This window comes from Streptomyces sp. NPDC087270 (genome assembly GCF_044744625.1).
Classification (GTDB): Bacteria; Actinomycetota; Actinomycetes; order Streptomycetales; family Streptomycetaceae; genus Actinacidiphila.
In genome coordinates this window covers 33,139-51,363 of the sequence record NZ_JBIUYR010000006.1, presented here as the reverse complement: position 1 = coordinate 51,363, position 18,225 = coordinate 33,139, and the positions used below count along the sequence as shown (strand labels likewise).

Genomic DNA, 18,225 nt, shown 5'->3' with positions numbered 1-18,225 from the left:
GCCCGTGGGTGCGGGGCGGTGCGGGTCGGGTTGAGCGCCCGCCGATCGGGGCGGCGCCCGTGGGTGCGGATCGATGCGGGTCAGGCTGAGCGCCCGCCGATCGAGACCGCCCCGTGAATACGGGGCGACGCGGGTCGGGTTGAGCGCCGGCCGGTCGGGGCGGCGCCCGTGGGTGCGGATCGGTGCCGTGGGTGCCGGCCGGTGCGGGTCGTTTGCGTACGTGCGGGTCAGTGCTGCTGCGGGTGCCGGCCGATGCGGGAAGTACGCATCGGCGCGGCCTCGTTCACGCCGGGAGGCGGTCGCCGGGTGGCGCGCCCGCCGGCGGGGCCGGGTGCGGCCTGAGCCGCACCTGACCGCCCTGCGGCGCCCGCGGCCCGGCGGGCGCCGAGAGGCAGATCGCCCTCACGCCGGCCCAGGAACCGCCGAGCACGAGTTCGGCGTGCAGGCACGACACGGCCACGGCCAGTTCGTCGGCCGTCGGCGGGCGCTGCCCGGCCGCCGGGGCCACGGCCACGCACTGGCCGTCGCGGGCCGTCGCGACGCAGCCGCCGCCGGTGGTGGGAACCGCCGCCACCAGGCAGCCGGGGAACCGCGCCAGCATCTCGCCGGCCACCCGCACCGCCGTATCGGGTCGGTGCGCGCAGCCGAGCATGAGGATGTCCGCCCGCTCCGTCCACGGCGAGCCCGCCACCAGTTCCGCGTTCACGTGCTCGTCGACGACCTTGCCCGGTGCGGGCCGCCCGCCACCCGGCAACCGCCGGACGGTGACCCGCGGGCACGCAGACTCCCGCACGACGATCAGCCGGTCGGGGCGGCTCGCACCGCCTGCCTCCTGCCGCCGGTACACGGCCACGACGGCGCGGCGCGGCGCCGTACCCCTTCGCCGCGGCGTCATGCCGCCTCACCCCTCGCGTCCGCCGTCCACCGGTCCAGCGGCGCGGGCGCCGGAACCGGCTCGGGCGGCACCGGGTAGGCGGGCCGCCCGATGCCCAGCAGCCCGTAGACGAGCGCGCGGACGTGCTGGTTGAACCGGCCGGGTTCGGAGGAGAGCCGGGCGGCCACGGCCTCGTACTCCGCGCGCCGGTACTCCTCTGCCGCGTACCGCAGTTGGGTCTCCAGCGGGCGGGCCGTCACCAGCGCCGGGGCGATCCGGGCGAGGGCGGCGGCCGGTGAGGCGTGGTGGACCCGGCGGTACGGGTAGCGGGCCAGCAGGATGGGTGCGGGTGTGACGGTGGCGTAGGAGGTGACCGAACCGTGGTCGCCCACGACCCAGTTCGCCGCGGCCACCAGCGCGCGCCAGTCGGCCTCCGGCGGCACCAGCGCGACGCCCCTGCGGCGGTAGTCGGCCAGCCACGCGTGCACCTGCCGCCAGCCGTGCCCCGCCCAGATGTTGGGGTGGGTGAGCACCGCCACACGGTAGCGGCGGCGCGGTAACTCGCTGAGCAGGCGCGGCAGTAACTCGTCCAGCGCCGAGAAGGACGCGCCCGGGCCCCATGTACTGCAGACCAGCACCAGTTCCTGCCCGGTGCGGAGCCCGAGCGCGGCCCGGTACTCCTCCCGGTGCGGCACGCTCGCCACGAGCCGGTCGTACACCGGGTCGCCCACCACCGTGGCCACGGGCACGCCCTCGGGGCAGTTCCGGGCGAGCGTCGCCAGGTCGTCGCGGTGGGCCAGGGCCACCGCGGCGGGGATCACCCGCCCGTCCCGGGTGAGGTTGTCCCGGCTGAGCATGCCCGGCGGGCGCTCCTGGCCGGGCCGGCCGCGCCAGACCCGCTGGACCTTGATCTGGCCGGCGCCGTGCGATAAGAGCACGAGCGGCGCGCGGACCTGGTCGATGTGCTCCCAGCCCGCCGCGAGCGCCAGGTCGAACTCGCCCCGCACCGCCTGCTCCCACGGGATCACCGGGGCGCCGAGCCGGCGCAGGAACCGCGTCACGCCCTCGCTGAAGGCGTGCGGCGCCACGGTGAAGAAAAGCTGCACCCTCATATCGGAATCGAACATCGGGATGATGTCCGAAAGCCGCTGAGCGTACGTCAGCGTCGTCGCGATCACCAGTACTTTCTTGCAGCCGCGAACCGTCATCCACTGCTCGCGTTCCCAATCCATCGGCCTTTCCGGGCCGATTTCGGCGTGCATAGAAACTCCCCCTCCGCCTGCCCGGACCCCGTGATCCGGGCGACTCGACCCCACCCGCGCCGACGGTTTCGGCGCACCTGATCGGGCCGTGTCGGGGAATTACCCGAGGGGTTCGGAGGATTCCTTGCAGGGAGCTTGCAGCGGCCTTGACGCCCGGGTGCGGGACCCCCACCCCACCCGGCCCGCGCGGTCCTGCGGGGCGCCCGAGGGCCCCGGAACCGCTGGCCAGTGGTTGTCCGGGCCGAGGGGTGCCGGAGCCGCCGTCAGCAGGTCCGCATCCTATCGCGCCCCTTGCGCCAACTGCCTCATGGGCCAAGGGCGTTAGGCGCCAGGTGATCCTTAGGCTAAGCTCCCCACGCATCAGCTGGAGCCGACGGACCGGCGCCCCCATGGGCATGCCTGGCCAAGCTTGCCCCGCCCGGAAGCCGCCTCCTCTGCAAGCAGCGTGCGATCACCGTGGCTTGCGCTCGATTGCGCTGCCTTGAAATCCACGCGTCAACTCAGATGAAGCTCTTTGGAGAACCACGTCCGTGAACAAGCCTGTCTTCTCGCCGCGTCTTCTGGCCGTTTCCGCCATTCTCGCCGGCGTGCTCTCCGTGGGGTTTCTCTCCACCACCGCGGAAGCCGCGACCCCGCCCGCGATGGCGAAGGCGATATCACCGAGCGTCTGCATGTCGTACCTCGTCGGCACGAACCAGGCGTAGTTCGACTCCGGCGGGTGAGGGCACGGCGCCCTCACCCGCCATCCTTGTCACCGCGTGAGCGTGAAGTGCCAGTGGCCCGAGGTGACGGCGTACCGGGCCGTGGTGGGGGTGAGGCGCGACAGGTGGGCGCCGGGGGTGGAGTGGAGGTGGGGGGCGGGGGAGCCGAGGAGGGGGACGGTGACCGTGGCGGTGGCGTTCGCGGGGATCGTGACGTCGAGTACGTAGGAGCGGGCGGTACGGGTCCAGGTCGAGGTGACCGGGCCGCGGACGGTCTGCACCGAGGCGGAGACGTGGGTGAGGCCGGTGGGCACCTGGGGTGCGACCGCGAGGGTGCCGTAGCCCGCGCTCGTCGCGCTGATCCCGCCGAGCACGGAGGTGAAGGAGGCGTTGATGCCGCTGAACATCGCGTGGTCGTGGGACTCCATGCTGGAGTCGTAGGTCCACTCCTCCCAGTCGGTGGTGGCCCCCTGGGCGATCTCGTACCCGAAGCCGGGGTACGACTTCTGGTCCAGGACGCTGGTCGCGAGGTCGGTGCGGCCGATGGCGGTGAGCGCGTCCATCAGGTAGCGGGTGCCGAAGATGCCGGTGTCGAGGTGGCCCTGGTTGGTGACGGTGATGGTGTGGACGAGCTGGTCGCCGACGGCGGTGAGGTCGGCCGCGGGGACCATGCCGAAGGCGAGCGGCAGGATGCTGGTGGTCTGCCGGTCGTCGGCGTAGCCGTCGTGTGCGGAGTTGAGGAACGCCGCGTTGAACGCGTCCTTGATGTCCGAGGCGAGGCCGGTGAAGTGCGCGGCGCCGGCGGTGTCGCCGAGCGCCTGGGCGGCCAGCGCGGTGTCGGACGCCTGGAGGTAGGACAGCGCGGTGTTGACCAGTGAGACCTCGCTGGTGCAGGAGCCGACACCCGGGCTGCCGAGGCCGCCGTTGACGCCCGGGCCGTAGACCGGCGGGCACCAGTCGCCGAAGCCGTGGTCGGCCGGCCAGATGTGCCCGGGGACGTCGGTCGCGTTCTTGTCGACGAACGCCTTCATCGCCGGGTACATCGCGGCGAGCGTGGCCTTGTCGCCGTACTGCTGGTAGAGCGTCCAGGCCAGCGAGATCTGGTCGCCACCCATGTCCGGGTTCTGCGCGTTGCCCGCGTCGTTGGGCAGCGCGGTGCCCGGCGGCATGTCGCGCAGGTAGCTCGCGTAGAAGCGGTCCATCGCGAACTCGCTGGTGGAGGCGTCGTGGTACGCCTGCACGTCCATGCCCGGGGGCGTGCGTTCGTCGCGGACCGGGTTGTCGGTGGGCAGGCTCATCGAGTTGTTGAGGATGGTGCGCTGGTTGTTCTGCCAGATCCGATCGAGCGTCGGGTCGGAGGAGTCGAAGGTGGCGGTGGACGCCACGTCCGCGTGCACGACCCGTCCCGAGATCGAGTCGAGGGTGGGCGTGCCCGGGTAGCCGGTGACCTCGATATAGCGGAACCCGTGGTAGGTGAAGCGGGGTTCGTACGTCTCGGTGCGGCCGGTGCCGGCCAGCGTGTAGCGGTCGGTGGCGGCGGCGCTGCGGTTGGTCCTGGTGTCGAGCATGCCGTCGGCGCCGACCTCCTCGGCGGTGCGCATCCGCACGGTGGCGCCGGCCGGGCCCTTCACCCGCAACTGCTCCCAGCCCGCGATGTCCTGGCCCAGGTCGTAGACGTAGACGCCGGGCTGGGGCTGCGTCACGCGCACCGGGCGCAGCGTCCGCGTGACCCGCACCGGCGGGACGTCGTCGGCGACGAGGCTGCCGCCGGGCGCGGCGACCGCCGTCACCGGGTGCTGGTCCGAGGTGGCGAACCCGGGGCTGTCCCAGCCCGGTTGGGCCTGGCGCGCGTCGTAGGTCTCGCCGCCGTACATGTCGTCTGCGGTGATCGGGCCGTTCGACCAGGTCCAGCCGGAGCCGGTGGTGACCGCCTGGCGGGTGCCGTCGGTGTAGGTGACCTCCAGCAGCATCGTCGCCTGCTTCGGGCCCAGCCACCGGAAGCCGTACGGGCTGAACCGCGGCCCGTAGCCGTTGCCGAGCCAGATCCCGACCGCGTTGGCGCCGGAGCGCAGTTGGGAGGTCACGTCATAGGTCTGGTACAGGTCCCGCTGGTCGTACGGGGTGTCGGCGGGGCTGAGGACGTCGTCGCCGATCTTGTGGCCGTTGACGTGGAGTTCGTACAGGCCCAGGCCGTCCACGTAGGCGCGGGCACTGGCGATCTTCTTGCCGCCGAGCGTGAAGTCGTGGCGCAGCATGGGGGCGGCGGGGCTGGTGTCGAGCAACTCGATGCCGGAGGTGGGCTCCAACTGGCCGTTGTCGACCTGTGCTTGCGGGAAGGACGGGTCGGGGTCGGCGGCGAAGTCGTCGGAGAAGAGGGAGTTGCCGTCGAGGCCGTGGACGGCGAGCGCGCCGTAGAGCGAGTCCTCGGTCGAGTCGCCGACGCGGAAGCCGATCGTGCCCTGGGTGAAGGTGTGGTCGGTGAGGGTGTTCACCAGGGTGCCGTCGATCCAGGTGCTGATCGTCGGGCCGTCCGCCTCGATCCTCAAGTGGTGCTTGTCGCCCACGTTCTGCTGCGTGATCACCTGGCTGACGTCGACGTCGGGCACGATGTGGCTGAAGGAGCCGCCCACTTCGGCGTGCGGGCGCAGCATGACCTTGCCCGGGTCGACCTCGGAGTTGATCTGCCACATCAGCAGGTTGCTCGCGTCCTGCGCGCGGAAGAGCACGCTCGCCGCGCCCTTGCGAATGGTGAGGTCCACGTCCAGGTCGAAGTCCGACCAGTTGCCCTGCCCGGCGGTGTCCGGGCTGATCCACTGCGCGCCCTGCCAGTCGGCCGCGTGCAGCAGCCCGGTCTCCCACCAGGTGGACGGCGCCCAGCCGGACCCGGCGCCCTGGCCGTCCCACACCTGGACCGTCCAGAAGTAGCGCTGCGAGGAGCGCAGCGCGGGACCGCCGTACGGCACGCCCACGGACGCGGCCGAGCCGACCTTCCCGCTGTCCCACACGTCGGCGCGCCCCGGCGTGAGCCGGTCCTGCGTGCTCGCCACGAGAATCCGGTACGCCGTCTGCCGCGCGCCGTTGACCGGCGAGCCCAACTGCCAGCTCAGGCTGGGGTGGGCGTCGTCGATGCCCAACGGGTGTGCCGTGTAGTCCGCCTGAAGGTCCGTCACCTTCAGCCGTGGCGACGCCGCGTGGGCGCCCGCGGCCGGCAGGAACAGCGCCAGTACGGCGCAGAGCAGCGCGGCCACGGCGCCGCGGCTTCTCCCCCGGCCCCGGCCGGCCCCGGCCCGGCTCCCCCGGGTACGGCCCCGGGCCCCGGTCGGGACCGCGGCCGAAGCCGTTTCCGGCTTCTGCGTTGACGGCGACACTGCGGCACCTCCGGGGCGGGCGGCGAGGAGAAACGATTGCTTGAATCGATTCAAGCCTCATGTACGTCGGCGACGTTACATCAGGCGGTTCGGCGCGTACAGAGGAAGCGCGGGCGGTCCGTCGGCGGCCCTATGGGGGGAACCGGTGGTGCGGGGTGCCACGGGCGCGTGGGGATCGGGGCGCGCGGGACCGTACGGACGGGGGCGTGCAGGCGCGGGGTCGCGCCGCGCCGACCGTACGACCGGGTGCCGGGGCACGCGGGACCGATCCGCGCGGGACCGTACGATCGGGCGCCGCGGGACCGTACGTTCGGGTCGCGCCGGCCCCGTACGATCGGGCGCCGCGGACTCGTACGATCCGGTCGCGCCGGACCGACCGTACGATCAGGCCGCGCGGGCGCGGCGGATCAGGTCGCGCGCCAGCCGGTCCACGTGGTGACGACGACCTCCACGACCTCGCCGGACGGCGGCCGATCCGCGTAGTGGCGCGGGTACCTGGCCACGAGCAGGGCGGTCAGGCGCGCCGCTTCGGCGGACCGCGCGGCGGGGGGCAGCACCCGCGCCCGCCCGTCCGCGCGGGCCCACCACAGCCGGTCCCAGTCCTCGTGGTAGCCGTCGACGAGCAGCGAAACCGCCGCATTGGCACGGATGTTGGCGAGTCGTTTGAGCCGGGGCGAACGCTTGGGCTTGTGGTCCACCGCCATGGCCAGCCGGTCCCCGGCCACCGCGAAGACCGCCGGGACCAGGTGCGGGCGGCCGGCGGCGTCCACGGTCGCCAGCCGGGCGATCGGGGACGCCGCGAACCGTTCGCGTGCCTCGGTTCCGCTCAGCGCGGGCATCAGCTGAAGCGGCCCGCCAACTCGGCGCAGCGGTCGAGATGCGCGAGGGCGGCCGGTTCGGGGTCGGACGGCAGGTAGAACTGCACCCGCTCGACGCCGAGTTCCGCGTACGCCTCGATCGTCTCGGGCTCAACGGGCGCCGCGTAGACCGTGACCGGGACGTCGCGGCCGGCCAGGGCGCGCAGTTCCTCGATCCGCTCCTTCAGCACCTTCGGCGGCAGGCTGTTGGCGAGCCAGGCGTCACCGAGTTCGACGACCCGGGGGAAGGCGCCCTGGCCGCCGCCGACGTAGATCGGCGGGTGCGGCTGCTGGACCGGCTTCGGCCACGCGTAGACGGGGTCGAAGTCGACGAACTCGCCGTGGAACTCGGCTTGTTCCTTCGTCCACAGCTCGATCATCGCGCGCAGCCGCTCGTTGGCGAGCCGGCCCCGGACGGCGGGGTCGGTGCCGTGGTTCGCCATCTCCTCGCGGTTCCAGCCGACCCCGATGCCGAAGACGACCCGGCCCCCGGAGATCAGGTCGAGCGAGGCCACCTCCTTCGCCGTGTGGATCGGGTCGCGCTGGGCGACGAGCGCGATGCCCGTGCCCACCAGCAGCCGCTCGGTGACGGTCGCGAGCGCGGCCAGCGCCACGAACGGGTCCAGGGTGCGGTAGTAGATCTCGGGCAGTTCGCCGCCGCCGGGGTAGGCCGAGCGGCGGTCCGCCGGGATGTGGCTGTGCTCGGCGATGAACAGCGAGTCGAACCCCCGCTCCTCCAGGGCCCGCCCCAGGGGCGCGGGGCGGATGCTGCGGTCGGTGATGAACGTGGAGATCCCGAACTTCATACAGCTGGCTCCTCATCGCTCTTTCGCGCGGAGCGCTACGCTCCGGCACTCCCCGTACAGGAATATCACCCGGAGGCCGTGGATCACGACGCCGACGTCCCGGAGGGGGCCGCGACGGTGGGGCCGCACCGGGGGCGCCGTACCGGCGGGCAGGTCGACGCCGGAGTGGACCATCGGCGAGCACGTGCGTGCCGTCGGCATTGACGGAGCCCCACCCGGCGGCCACTGGACCCCGCCGGCGTGCTGCTGTCGATCAGCGGGCTCGTGGCGTTGGCCTACGGGCTGATCCGGCAGGTGGCCGCGTGGAGTCGTACCGACCCGCTGCCGGCTGGAGGTCGTCGGGGTCGTCGACGAGGTGGCCGCTGTACGTGCCGTGGGCGCAGGCGAAGGTGCGGCGTCGGGGAAGCCGAGCGGTTCGAGGGCGCCGCGCAGGGGGGTGGCCGTCCGTTGGACGCCGTCTGCGCATCGGCACTCATGGCCTACGGCGTCCGCGTTGTCAGAGGTCGCGGTAGAGCGCGTCGATGACACGCCGGTCACGGCTGAGTCTGTCGGCGGCACCGGTGTTCCCGTTGAAATACAGGGAGACGGTGAGGCCGGCTTCAGGATCTGCGAAGACCAGGCACGCCGTTCCTCCCAACGCGCCAAAGGACGCAGGCGAGGCAGGTCCGAAGTTCTCAGCGGCGAGGACCATGCCCAGTCCCCAGCGCCGGGCGCACCCGGCGGACTCGTCGATCAGCGTTGGCGGTCGCTGATCGGTGACCAAGGCGGCACAGGTCTCGGGCGAGAGGACACGTCGGCCGTGCCGTGTACCAACCTGCCGTACCATCTCGCAGATCTCCGCGGCATCACCGAACGGGCCCGCCACGCAGGCGCTGGGATACCCCATGCTGACGTCGAAACGCGCGACGCGGGAGGCCAGTTCGGCCGGGCCGAACCACGGCACGTCGACGACGTCGGCGCCGGGAGGAGCCCCCAGTCGAGAGGTCAACCGCAGGGGCGCAGCGACCTGTTGGTGCAGGAAGTCCGCGAACGGTCGCCCGCTGCCCCGTCGTACGATCTCGTCGAGGAGCAGATACCCGGCGTGGCCGAGGTAGGCCGCTCGGGTGCCAGGCGTCCAATCGGGGTCGGCGTCACCGCGCAGCACCAACTCCAGCAGGGCATGCCTGCCGTCGGCGAACCGTCGGCCGGTCTCACGGTCGACGGCCCGCAACGGCGCAGTGTGGGTCAGGAGATGCTCGATGCGAATGTCATCCTTGCCAGGTCCGGCGAACTCCGGAAGGTGCTGTACGACGCGATCGTTCGGGTGCAGCAGGCCCAGTTCCCAGGCGCGGGCAACGGCCACGGTCGCCGCCAGCTTCGATGCCGAGAACCACGGCACGACAGTGTCCGCCGCCATCGCCTGAGTCGAAGTGGCGTCACCGACAGCGAGGTCCAGGACCTCCTCGCCGTCATGCAGCACGCGCAGTGCGGCACCGAGGCAACGCCCCTGCGACACGACCTCGGCCAACGCTCCCTCGACCGCGTTAAATTGAGTCATCGTCGCATCATCCACGGGCCGGTGCGGGAGACGCAGCCCCTACGCGGGCGGCGAACATCGGCGAACATGTCCGGGGAAGGCCCCCGACGAACTGGGGCCCGAGGGTACGGGGCAACTCCCCGGTACGGGGCGGCTTCCGCGGACGTCCCGGCTCACCACGTCAGCCCACCACGTCGACGCACGGCAGCGGCTCACCACGTCGGCCCACCGCGTCGGCTCACCGCGTCAGCCCACGACATCAGCTCACCTCATCGGCCCACGACATCCGTTCACGGCACCAGCACCAGGCGACCGCGCAGGCCGCCCGCCGCCAACCTGCGGTGCGCCTCGGCGACTTCGTCCAGTGGCAGGACGTCGGCGACCCGGGGACGCAGCCCTGCGGCGGCCAACTCGGCGAGGCGGGAGCCGTCCGCGCGAATCCAGACGTTGCCCACCCGGATGCCGCGCAGCGGCGTCGGCGCGTTGCCCAGCACACCGACCAGCGAGCCCCCGCCGCGCACCGCGTCCAGCACCGGCATGCCCACGGACGCCGCGTCGACCGCGGCGTGCACACCGCCCGGTACCAAGTCGCGTACCGCGGGGGGCAGATCCGCGGTGCGCGGCACGAAGAACTCCGCGCCGAGACCGCGCACCAACTCCTCGTCGCCGCCGCCCGCGACCGCGACCACCCGCACGCCGGCCAGCGCGGCGAGCCGCACCGTGTAGCCGCCCACCGACCCGGCCGCTCCGGTGACCAGCAGCGTGTCGCCGGGCTCGACGCGAGCGATGTCGAGCGCCTGAGCAGCGGTGAGCCCGCCCAGCGGCAGGGTCGCGGCAGCCACCAGGTCGGTGCCCGCCGGCACCGCGGCGACCGCGTCCGCGTCCAGCACCACGTACTCGGCCTGCGTCTTGAGCGGCAGCGCCAGCCGGTCGGACAACCCGATCACCGCGTCGCCGGGTCGGAAGCCGACAACCTCGGGCCCGAGCGCGTCGACGGTGCCGGCGACATCCCAGCCGAGGCCGATGACCGCCCGCTCCGGGAGCAGGCCGCCCGCCGCGAGCGCGCCGGAACGGGTCTGGAGGTCCACCGGGTTGACTGCCGCGGCGGCGACCCGAATCCGGACCTGGCCGGCACCCGGTTCCGGCACGGCCACCTCCGCCACCTCAAGGACTTCCGGGCCGCCGAAGGAACGAACGATCACAGCTCTCATGACCACGAACCTAGGGAGTGTTACTCTCCATCGGGAAGTACGCACTTCGGAGTGCCTACCCGACCCGGGAGTGCCATGGCCACCCGCACCGCCGCCCAGCGCCGCGCCGACGAGCGCGCTGCCTACGACGCCTACCTCGCCACCTGCCCGGCCCGCCAACTGCTGGACCGGATCAGCGACAAGTGGGTGAGCCTGGTGCTGAACGCGCTGGCCGACGGGCCGCGGCGGTACAGCGACCTGAACCGGATCATCGCCGGGGTCAGCCAGAAGATGCTCACCCAGACGCTGCGGACGCTGGAACGCGACGGCCTGCTCACCCGTACGGTGACCCCGTCGGTGCCGGTCCGGGTGGACTACGGGCTCACCCCGCTCGGCCGCAGCCTGCTCCCGGTGATGACCGCGATCAAGGCATGGGCCGAGTGCCATATCGAGGAGGTCCAGAGCGCCCGCACGGACTACGACCAGGGCGTGGCAGCGGCGCCGCCCGTACCCGGTCCGTGAGCCGCGGGCTCGGGTCCCCGGGAATCACGGCATCCGGAGTCAGGGCCACCGGAATCAGAGCGACCCGTGAGGTGGGCGGCTCGCGCGGGTCCGGGCGTTACTCGTAGCGGTACTTCAGCGAGTCCGCCTCCGCCTGCTCGATGTCGGCGATCGTCAGTTCCGGCCTGCGCAGTTGGGCCAGCGTCACCTCGGCCGAGGCCGGCTGGGCGTCGGCCGGCAGCCACTCCTCCGGCTTCCAGGCCGCGCTGCGCATGAGCGACTTGGGGCAGTGCGGGTAGACCTCCTCGATCCCCAGCACCAGCGCGCTGGCCGGCGGCTTGCCGACGGCGGTCAGTTGGGAGAGCAGTTCCGGGCGGGTGGAGACGCAGGCCCGGCCGTTCACCCTGAGCGTCGTGGTGCGCCCCGGGATGATGAACAGCAGCCCGGCCCGGCCGGTGGCGATGACGTTCTGCAGGGTGTCCAGCCGCTTGTTGCCGGTCGCGTCGGGTATCGCCACCGTCCGTGCGTCCAGGACGGCGACGAACCCGGCGGGGCCGCCGCGCGGGGAGACGTCGCAGTTGCCGTCGGCGTCCGCGCTGGCGACCAGGACCAGCGAGGAGCAGCCGATCAACCGGCGTGTCTGCTCGGTGAGTTCGTTCATCTGCTTGCGCACGGCCGCGTCGCTGGGCGGCTGGTAGATCCGACGTAGCGCGTCCTGGTCGCGCACGGCGTCGAGACGGAGTGAGTCGAAGGCGCTGCCGGCAAGGGACGTCGTCATGCCATCGACCCTAACCGGCCGCCCCGCGCCCGCACTTGGCCGATGCACGTGGAGTCGTGGCAGACGTGGAGTCGTGCAGACGCGGGGACGCGGAGACGTGGGGACGGCACCGCGAGCGGGCACTCAGCTCCACCGGACATGGAAGTCGGTGGCCAGCGAACCCAGCGCGTCCAACTCGGCGGCCAGCGCGGGCGCGGACACCTCGATCGGCTGCCCTTCCACCAGCGGCGCGGAACGGTAGATCTTGCGCAGCGAGAAGTCCCCGCCGCAACCATCCCCGCGGGCATGCCCGACCGTCACCCGCAACCGGTGCGGCTCGTACCGGATCATGGCGCTCTCCGCGCGCGTGGCGGCGCAGGCGTCGAACGCGGACCACAGCTGCGGATCGGTCATCCGGGCCAGCCGGTCGGGGGTGAGGGTGGTGTGGTCGAGCAGCCGGCCTGCCAGCCGCCGGACCACCGCGACCGGACCCACGTTGTCCCACGAGGTATGCAGCCGGGCCTCCGCGCAGACCAGGCCGACCAGTGACGCGGCGCTCTCGCGGTCCGCCGACACCGCGGCGTCCTTGAGGACGAGCCGGCCCAGCAGCACGGCGGGATCGGCATCGAGACGTCCGGCCGCGCGTCCGCTGCGCACGTAGGAGTCGAGATGGTCGAGGTTCAGCAGCCCGGAGCGGTTGGTGAGGGGCGAGGCGGGCTGCCCGCCGAGCGCGACGGCGACGTCCTCGGCACGGATCGCGTACTGCTCCAGCACGCCACGGATCGGGTCGGTCCGCAGCAACCGCAAGCCGATGGCGTGGTGGTCGAGGCCGCGGACGCCTTCGAAGGTGTGGCTCAACGGCAGGTGGCCGATGTCGTGCAACAGCGCGGCGACCCGCAGGAGTTCGTCCCGCGGACGGAAGTGCGCGACCAGCGCGAGGACACCGAGGGTGTGCTCCAGCCGGGAGTACGACTGCAAGGTGCTGATCGTCGAGGCCCCCGCGTGTGCGACGAAGTGCAGGCGCCGGAGCGGCTCGGTACGCAGCAGGTCGACTTCCACGGGGGTCAGGCGCACGGGTACTCGCCAGAGCGGGTCGGTGAACTCCGCGGCCAGGCCCACGACGTTGGTCGGGACGGGCCGGGCCCTCTCGGCCCCGGCGCCCTGCGACGCGCTCTGATCCTTCCGGCTGTCCACCCGGTCACTTTAGGCCGGACGGGCGGTGGGACGGAGGAACCTATGGGCGGATACGGGGATACCCGGACCCGCGGACGCCGTCCGCGCGTCGCCGACGCGTCACTGCGGCGGGGTCGGGGCCGGCGGCGGGAGCGGGTCCGTGAAGTGGATCGCGGGGGTGAAGTTGGCGCGGCGGGCCGCGCGGCGGAACGTGGTGAGGACGGCCGGGCCGGCGACGAGGACGCAGACGAAGTTGGTGACGGCGCGGCCGGTGTCCCAGCCGAGGGAGGTGGCCGCGTCGAAGGCGAGGTAGCGGTGCCACTGCTCGGTGAAGGGCAGGCCGGGCAGGTAGGCGAGGGAACTGCCGGGGTCGAGCGAGAAGGGCCAGAAGGAGAGGTTGAGCAGGAAGCCGAAGAGGTAGCCGGACGCGGAGCCGTAGACCGCCAGCATCAGCACTTCCCGTTTGCCGCGGGCGCGCGGGAGGAGGCCGGCGAGCATGCCGACGAAGGCGCAGCCGAACATCTGGTACGGCATCCAGGGGCCGACGCCGCCGGTGAGGAGGGCGGAGGCGAACAGCGAGGTGCAGCCGAGGGTGAAGCCGAAGCCGGGGCCGAAGACGCGGCCGGCCAGCACCAGGACGAAGAAGACGGTCTCCACGCCCGCGGTTCCGGCGCCGAGCGGGCGCAGGGCCGCGTTGACCGCGGAGAGCACCCCGAGCATGGCCAGCGCCTTCGCGTCGATGCCGCCGTCGGCGATCTCCGCGAAGACGACGGCGAGCACCAGGACGAGCAGCACCCCGAAGATCAGCGGCGGCGCGTAGGAGGCGCCGAACCGGCCGGGCGCGACGACGAACGGCCAGAAGAAGGCGACCGCCCCGATGAACGCGGCGAGCACCACGGTCACGGTGGCCATGGCGTGCAGCCGCACCGCGCTGGTGCGGCGCTCCCCGGTCGTACGGTTCCCCGCGGCCGCGTGGTCGTCCGCGGGCCGGGCGGCGGGCGCGCTCATCGGGAAGCCTTCGCCGTGCCGAGGTCGTCCAGGTCGCCGAGGCCGTCGAGCGCGGCGGCGACCTGGGGGACGGTGAGGTACGGCAGCGGCGCGAGGATCTTGGCGGTCTGCGGGGCGAACGCGGGCGAGGCGACGATGATCTCCGCCGTCGGGCCGTCGGCGACGATCTCGCCCTCGGCCATGACGATCACCCGGTCGGCGCTGGAGGCGACGAACTCGACGTCGTGGGTGGCGATCACGACGCTGCGGCCCTCGGCGGAGAGCGTGTCGACGATCTGGATGAGGGCCCGCTTCGCCTGGTAGTCGAGCCCGCGGGTCGGCTCGTCGAGCAGGACGACCGTGGGCGCGGTGGTGAGCTGGATGGCCAGCACCAGGGAGAGTTTCTGGCCCTCGGACAGGTCGCGGGGGTGGGTGTCGTCGGCGATGCCGGGCGCGAGCCGGTCGAGGATCGCCCGGGCCGCGGGCGCGCCCGCGGTGTCGGACTCCCGGTCGGCCTGGGCGAGTTCGGCGCCGACGGTCTCCAGGTAGAGCAGGTCGGTGGGGGTCTGCGGGACGAGGCCGATCGGGCCGCGCCGTTCGGCGGTACGCGCCCGGCGCCGGCCGAACCAGCCGCGCTGCGGGGGCTGTTCGGGGCCGACGGGGGCTGCCTCCTGCCCGCCCCCGACCCGTACGGTGCCGGCCTGGCGCGGGCCCGCGCCGTGCAGCGCCCACATCAGCGAGGACTTGCCGGAGCCGTTGCGGCCCATCAGCGCGGTGACCTGTCCGGCCCGCAGGTCGAGGTCCACCTCGCGGACGGCGATCACCTCGCCGTAGCGGACCACGACGCCCTTGGCGCTGAGCACCGGTACGGCCGGCTCGGCGGCGACGGGCTCGGCGGCGGCCGGCTCCGCGGCGGCGCGGTCAACGGCCCCCGCCTCGGGCGCCGTTGGGCGCGGCGGCGGCACCGGAAGCGGTGTGAGCCGTTCGCGCAGCGGCGCGGCGGCGCGGCGGGCGTCACGTACGGACAGCGGCAGCGGGTCCCACCGTGCGAGGCGGCCCAGGTCCACCACCGGGGGCGCCACCGTGGACGTGCGGAATACGGTGCCGGGCGGGCCGTCGGTGACGGTGCCGTCGCCGGTGAGGTGGATGACGCGGTCGGCGTACTGCACGACGCGTTCCAGCCGGTGCTCGGCCAGCACCACGGTCACCCCGAGGTCGTGCACGAGGCGGGTGACGGCGGCGAGCACGTCCTCGGCGGCGGTCGGGTCGAGCGCGGAGGTGGGCTCGTCCAGGACGAGGACGCGGGGGTGGGCGGTGAGCACGGAGCCGATCGCGACCCGCTGCTGCTGGCCGCCGGAGAGTTCGCTGAGCGCGCGGTGCCGCAGGTCGGCCAGGCCGAGCAGGTCGAGGGTCTCCTCCACCCGCTTGCGCATCACGTCCGCGGGAATCGCCAACTGCTCCATGGCGTAGGCGAGTTCCTCCTCCACGGTGTCGGTGACGAAACCGGCCGAGGGGTCCTGGCCGACCACGCCGACGACGTCGGCGAGTTCACGTGGCGGGTGGTGCGCGGTGTCGCGGCCGTCGACGGTGACCCGCCCGGCCAGGGTGCCGCCGGTGAAGTGCGGCACGAGGCCGTTGATCGTGCCGAGCAGCGTGGACTTGCCGGCGCCGGTGCGGCCCACCACCAGGCACAGTTCGCCCTCCTCGATCCGCAGGTCCACCGCCCGCAGCACGGGCGCGGCGGTTCCGTCGTAGCGGACGCTGACCTGGTCGAAACGGATCACAGCAGGGCCTCGCGGTGGTTGTCGTCGGTGTCCTGGGCGGAGGTGGGCGCGGGCGCGGAGTTCCCAGGCGCCGCGGATGTCCCGGCCTTGCCGGTCCTGCCGGATGTCCCGGTCCTGCCGGACTTCCCGGCCTTCCGGCCCGCCTGCTGGGAGGTGGCCGTCGCCCGGCCGGGAGTGCGCGCGGGCGGCGGCGCGGCGAAGGCGGCGACCCCCGCGAGCAGCACCGCGGCGGCGGGCAGCAGCGGCAGCGACGGCCAACGCAGCGGATACAGCGACGGGTTGAGGTCGCTCGCGCTGTACCCGACGGTGAGGAACAGCACGGCGGCGGTGGCGCAGCCGAAGCCGGCCACCACCCACTCCGCGGCGCGCCACGGGTCGGGCCGGTAGCTGGTGCGGCGTACCCGGCGACCGCCGAGCGCGAGCCCGGCGCAGCACAGCAGCGAGCCGGCCAGCATCGCGGGCAGGCCGAGCGCGCGCGGAGTGGTGCCGTCGAGCAGCCCGTAGACGCCGGTGCACAGGCCGAGCATGCCCACCAGCATCAGCGCGCCGGTCGCCCGGCGGGAGGCGCGGGTGGCGTTGCCGGCCCGGCCGTAGCCGCGCGAGTCCATCGCGGCGGCCAGGTACAGCGACCGCTCCAGCGCGTCCTCCAGCACCGGGATGACGATGCTGCGCAGCGCGCGCAGCCCCCTGGCCCGGTCCGCGCGCAGCCGGCGGGCGCGGGCCACCCGCTGCACGCTCTCGACGAGTTGGGGCGCGACGCTCATCGACACCGTGACGGCGACGCCGAGTTCGTACAGCGCGCCGGGCAGCACGCGCAGCGCGCGCTTGGGGTTGGCGAGGGTGTTGGCGGCGCCGATGCAGCACAGCAGGCAGGCCAGCCGCAGCCCGTCGACGGCCGCGGACAGGGTGGCCTCCAGCGAGACCGGGCCGCCGAGCTGGATTCCCGCGTACCAGTGGGGAGTCGGGATGTGCGGCAGCGAGAACATGATGTGGTCGGCGGGGGTGATGCCGGAGGCGAAGACGCAGCGGAACGCCACCCGGATCACGATCACCGTCAGGGCGAGCCACAGGTAGTACTTGAAGCCCTTCGCCCAGGGCGCGTCGGTACGGCGCTCGGTGACGACGTAGCCGAGCACGACCAGCACCAGGCCGAGCAGCAGTGGGTTGGTGGTGCGGCTGACCGCGGTGGCCAGGCCGATGCCCCAGATCCACCAGGCGATCGGGTGCAGGGTGCGCGGCAACCGCCGCCCGGAACCGGCCGGTCGAGCCGGTTGAGCCGGCTTCGCCGGGTGCGCCGGTTCGGTCGGCGGCCCCTCGGCGCCGGGACGCACCACGCTGCGGGTCACGACTACTCCGTCCGACGGCGGCGCCGCACCTGGACGACGGTCGCGCCACCGATCCCGGCCACCAGCACGGACGTCACCGCGATGGGAACGAACGAGCCCGAGGAGTGGTGGACGGCGGCCGTCGGCGAGGCATCCACCACCGGCGGAGCGGAGGACGACCGGGTGCCCGCTCCCGCGTCCGCGCTGGGAGTGGCGGAAGGCGGGCAACTCGGGGTGGCCGCGGGGGCCGGCGTACGGGTCGGGCTCGGCGTGGCCGTGCGCGTCGGCGTCGCGGTGCGCGTGAGCGTGGGCGTGGGCGTATCGGTGGCCGGGCAGCTCGGGCTCGCCGTGGGGGTCGGGCCGGTGCCCGACGGATGGGGCGAGGGACTGGCCTTGCCGCCGGTCCCGCCCTTCGTGCCTCCCGCCGCCGGATGCCCTCCGGACGCGGGCGGCGAGTGCGTCGCGGGCGGCTTCCCCGCGCCGCCACCGGAGGTCGAACTCCCGCCGCCGGAGGTCGAACCCCCGCCGCCGGTCGAACTCCCGCCCCCGGGCGCGGTGTTGTGCGCCCGCACGCTGTCCGGGGAGAACGTCGGCCGCCCCTGGGTGCCCGCGGTGTTCGTCGCGCCGAAGATCCACAGATCGACGCTGCCGGGCTTGGGGTGGTAGCTCATCGAGCCCAACTGGCTGTAGGACCAGCTGTTCTGGCCCGGGTCGGCGTGCCAGTACGACCAGTACGCGGTGGCCGGCGGCGTCAGCACGCACGCATCGTCCTTGCTGGTGGGGTACTGCTTGCCGCCCTGGTAACCGGCGTAGCCGATCCGGCAGATGAAGGCCGGGCCGTCGTGCTGGGTGCCCGTGGTCTGCCAACCGCCCTGGTTGAGCAGGGCGTAGCCGGTGGTGGGCGTGGTGCCGCACGAGCGCAGCAGCGGGCCGCCCCAGTGGCTGAAGTCCACCGCGAGCACCACGCCGGAGGTCGTCGTGCACGTGCTCATCGGCAGCGGGCTCGCCGCCGCGCTGCCAGCCCCGGGGCCGAGCCCGGTCAGCGCGGCCGCGCACAGCACCGCGAGCGCGGCCCCCACGCGGACGAACCGCTCCCGTACGCCGCGGCCCGAGCCGGGCGCCGC

15 protein-coding genes are annotated in these 18,225 nt (G+C 73.4%); 2 read left to right on the top strand and 13 right to left on the bottom strand.

Features of this window, described 5'->3' with window-relative positions:
• Window positions 1–283 precede the first annotated feature (283 nt).
• Together ACIPAE_RS13755 and ACIPAE_RS13750 are read right to left on the bottom strand one after the other, a co-directional pair.
• Window positions 284–895: a hypothetical protein gene (locus ACIPAE_RS13755; protein ID WP_402445106.1), complete on the bottom strand. Its 612-nt coding sequence runs from the start codon at window positions 893–895 to the stop codon at window positions 284–286.
• Window positions 892–1,986 (bottom strand): hypothetical protein, encoded by a 1,095-nt coding sequence (locus ACIPAE_RS13750; protein ID WP_402445105.1) that lies wholly within the window; start codon window positions 1,984–1,986, stop codon window positions 892–894. Before ACIPAE_RS13750 ends, ACIPAE_RS13755 begins: the two co-directional genes overlap by 4 nt.
• Before the next feature lie 680 nt (window positions 1,987–2,666).
• Here ACIPAE_RS13750 and ACIPAE_RS13745 point away from each other — a divergent pair.
• Window positions 2,667–2,840: a hypothetical protein gene (locus ACIPAE_RS13745; RefSeq protein ID WP_329369990.1), complete on the top strand. Its 174-nt coding sequence runs from the start codon at window positions 2,667–2,669 to the stop codon at window positions 2,838–2,840.
• 47 nt (window positions 2,841–2,887) lie between these two features.
• On the opposite strand, the gene ACIPAE_RS13740 is transcribed toward ACIPAE_RS13745, so the two are convergent.
• The 5 genes from ACIPAE_RS13740 to ACIPAE_RS13720 form a co-directional block, all read right to left on the bottom strand.
• Window positions 2,888–6,085 (bottom strand): family 78 glycoside hydrolase catalytic domain, encoded by a 3,198-nt coding sequence (locus ACIPAE_RS13740; protein ID WP_402445103.1) that lies wholly within the window; start codon window positions 6,083–6,085, stop codon window positions 2,888–2,890.
• A 527-nt stretch (window positions 6,086–6,612) separates the two neighbouring features.
• Window positions 6,613–7,044 (bottom strand): TIGR03668 family PPOX class F420-dependent oxidoreductase, encoded by a 432-nt coding sequence (locus ACIPAE_RS13735; RefSeq protein WP_366411025.1) that lies wholly within the window; start codon window positions 7,042–7,044, stop codon window positions 6,613–6,615.
• A complete protein-coding gene (locus ACIPAE_RS13730) occupies window positions 7,044–7,868 on the bottom strand; it encodes an LLM class F420-dependent oxidoreductase (RefSeq protein WP_402445100.1) in 825 nt (274 codons plus the stop codon). The genes ACIPAE_RS13735 and ACIPAE_RS13730 overlap by 1 nt, the downstream gene beginning before the upstream one ends.
• 496 nt (window positions 7,869–8,364) lie before the next feature.
• Window positions 8,365–9,405 (bottom strand): serine hydrolase domain-containing protein, encoded by a 1,041-nt coding sequence (locus ACIPAE_RS13725; RefSeq protein ID WP_402445099.1) that lies wholly within the window; start codon window positions 9,403–9,405, stop codon window positions 8,365–8,367.
• Window positions 9,406–9,674: 269 nt separating this feature from the next.
• On the bottom strand, window positions 9,675–10,595 hold the full coding sequence (locus tag ACIPAE_RS13720) for an NADP-dependent oxidoreductase (protein WP_402445098.1): 921 nt from the start codon (window positions 10,593–10,595) through the stop codon (window positions 9,675–9,677).
• Between the two features lie 75 nt (window positions 10,596–10,670).
• Here ACIPAE_RS13720 and ACIPAE_RS13715 point away from each other — a divergent pair, with 75 nt between their 5' ends.
• The gene (locus tag ACIPAE_RS13715; RefSeq protein ID WP_329369980.1) at window positions 10,671–11,096 is read left to right on the top strand and encodes a helix-turn-helix domain-containing protein; all 426 of its coding nucleotides are present in this window, start codon (window positions 10,671–10,673) and stop codon (window positions 11,094–11,096) included.
• Between the two features lie 97 nt (window positions 11,097–11,193).
• Here ACIPAE_RS13715 and ACIPAE_RS13710 read toward each other — a convergent pair whose 3' ends face one another.
• From ACIPAE_RS13710 to ACIPAE_RS13685, 6 genes are all read right to left on the bottom strand, one after another.
• Complete coding sequence (locus ACIPAE_RS13710; RefSeq protein ID WP_402445096.1) at window positions 11,194–11,853, bottom strand: MSMEG_1061 family FMN-dependent PPOX-type flavoprotein; 660 nt, start codon at window positions 11,851–11,853, stop codon at window positions 11,194–11,196.
• Window positions 11,854–11,976: 123 nt separating this feature from the next.
• Window positions 11,977–13,026, bottom strand: coding sequence for an HD domain-containing protein (locus ACIPAE_RS13705; protein ID WP_402445094.1), 1,050 nt, complete (start codon window positions 13,024–13,026; stop codon window positions 11,977–11,979).
• A 99-nt stretch (window positions 13,027–13,125) separates the two neighbouring features.
• Complete coding sequence (locus ACIPAE_RS13700; protein WP_366411077.1) at window positions 13,126–13,917, bottom strand: ECF transporter S component; 792 nt, start codon at window positions 13,915–13,917, stop codon at window positions 13,126–13,128.
• A gap of 92 nt (window positions 13,918–14,009) precedes the next feature.
• Window positions 14,010–15,776, bottom strand: a complete 1,767-nt coding sequence (locus ACIPAE_RS13695) for an ABC transporter ATP-binding protein (protein ID WP_402445092.1) — start codon at window positions 15,774–15,776, stop codon at window positions 14,010–14,012.
• Window positions 15,773–17,017: a CbiQ family ECF transporter T component gene (locus ACIPAE_RS13690; RefSeq protein WP_402445482.1), complete on the bottom strand. Its 1,245-nt coding sequence runs from the start codon at window positions 17,015–17,017 to the stop codon at window positions 15,773–15,775. The genes ACIPAE_RS13695 and ACIPAE_RS13690 overlap by 4 nt, the downstream gene beginning before the upstream one ends.
• Before the next feature lie 107 nt (window positions 17,018–17,124).
• The gene (locus tag ACIPAE_RS13685; RefSeq protein ID WP_402445480.1) at window positions 17,125–18,180 is read right to left on the bottom strand and encodes a hypothetical protein; all 1,056 of its coding nucleotides are present in this window, start codon (window positions 18,178–18,180) and stop codon (window positions 17,125–17,127) included.
• Window positions 18,181–18,225: the final 45 nt, after the last annotated feature.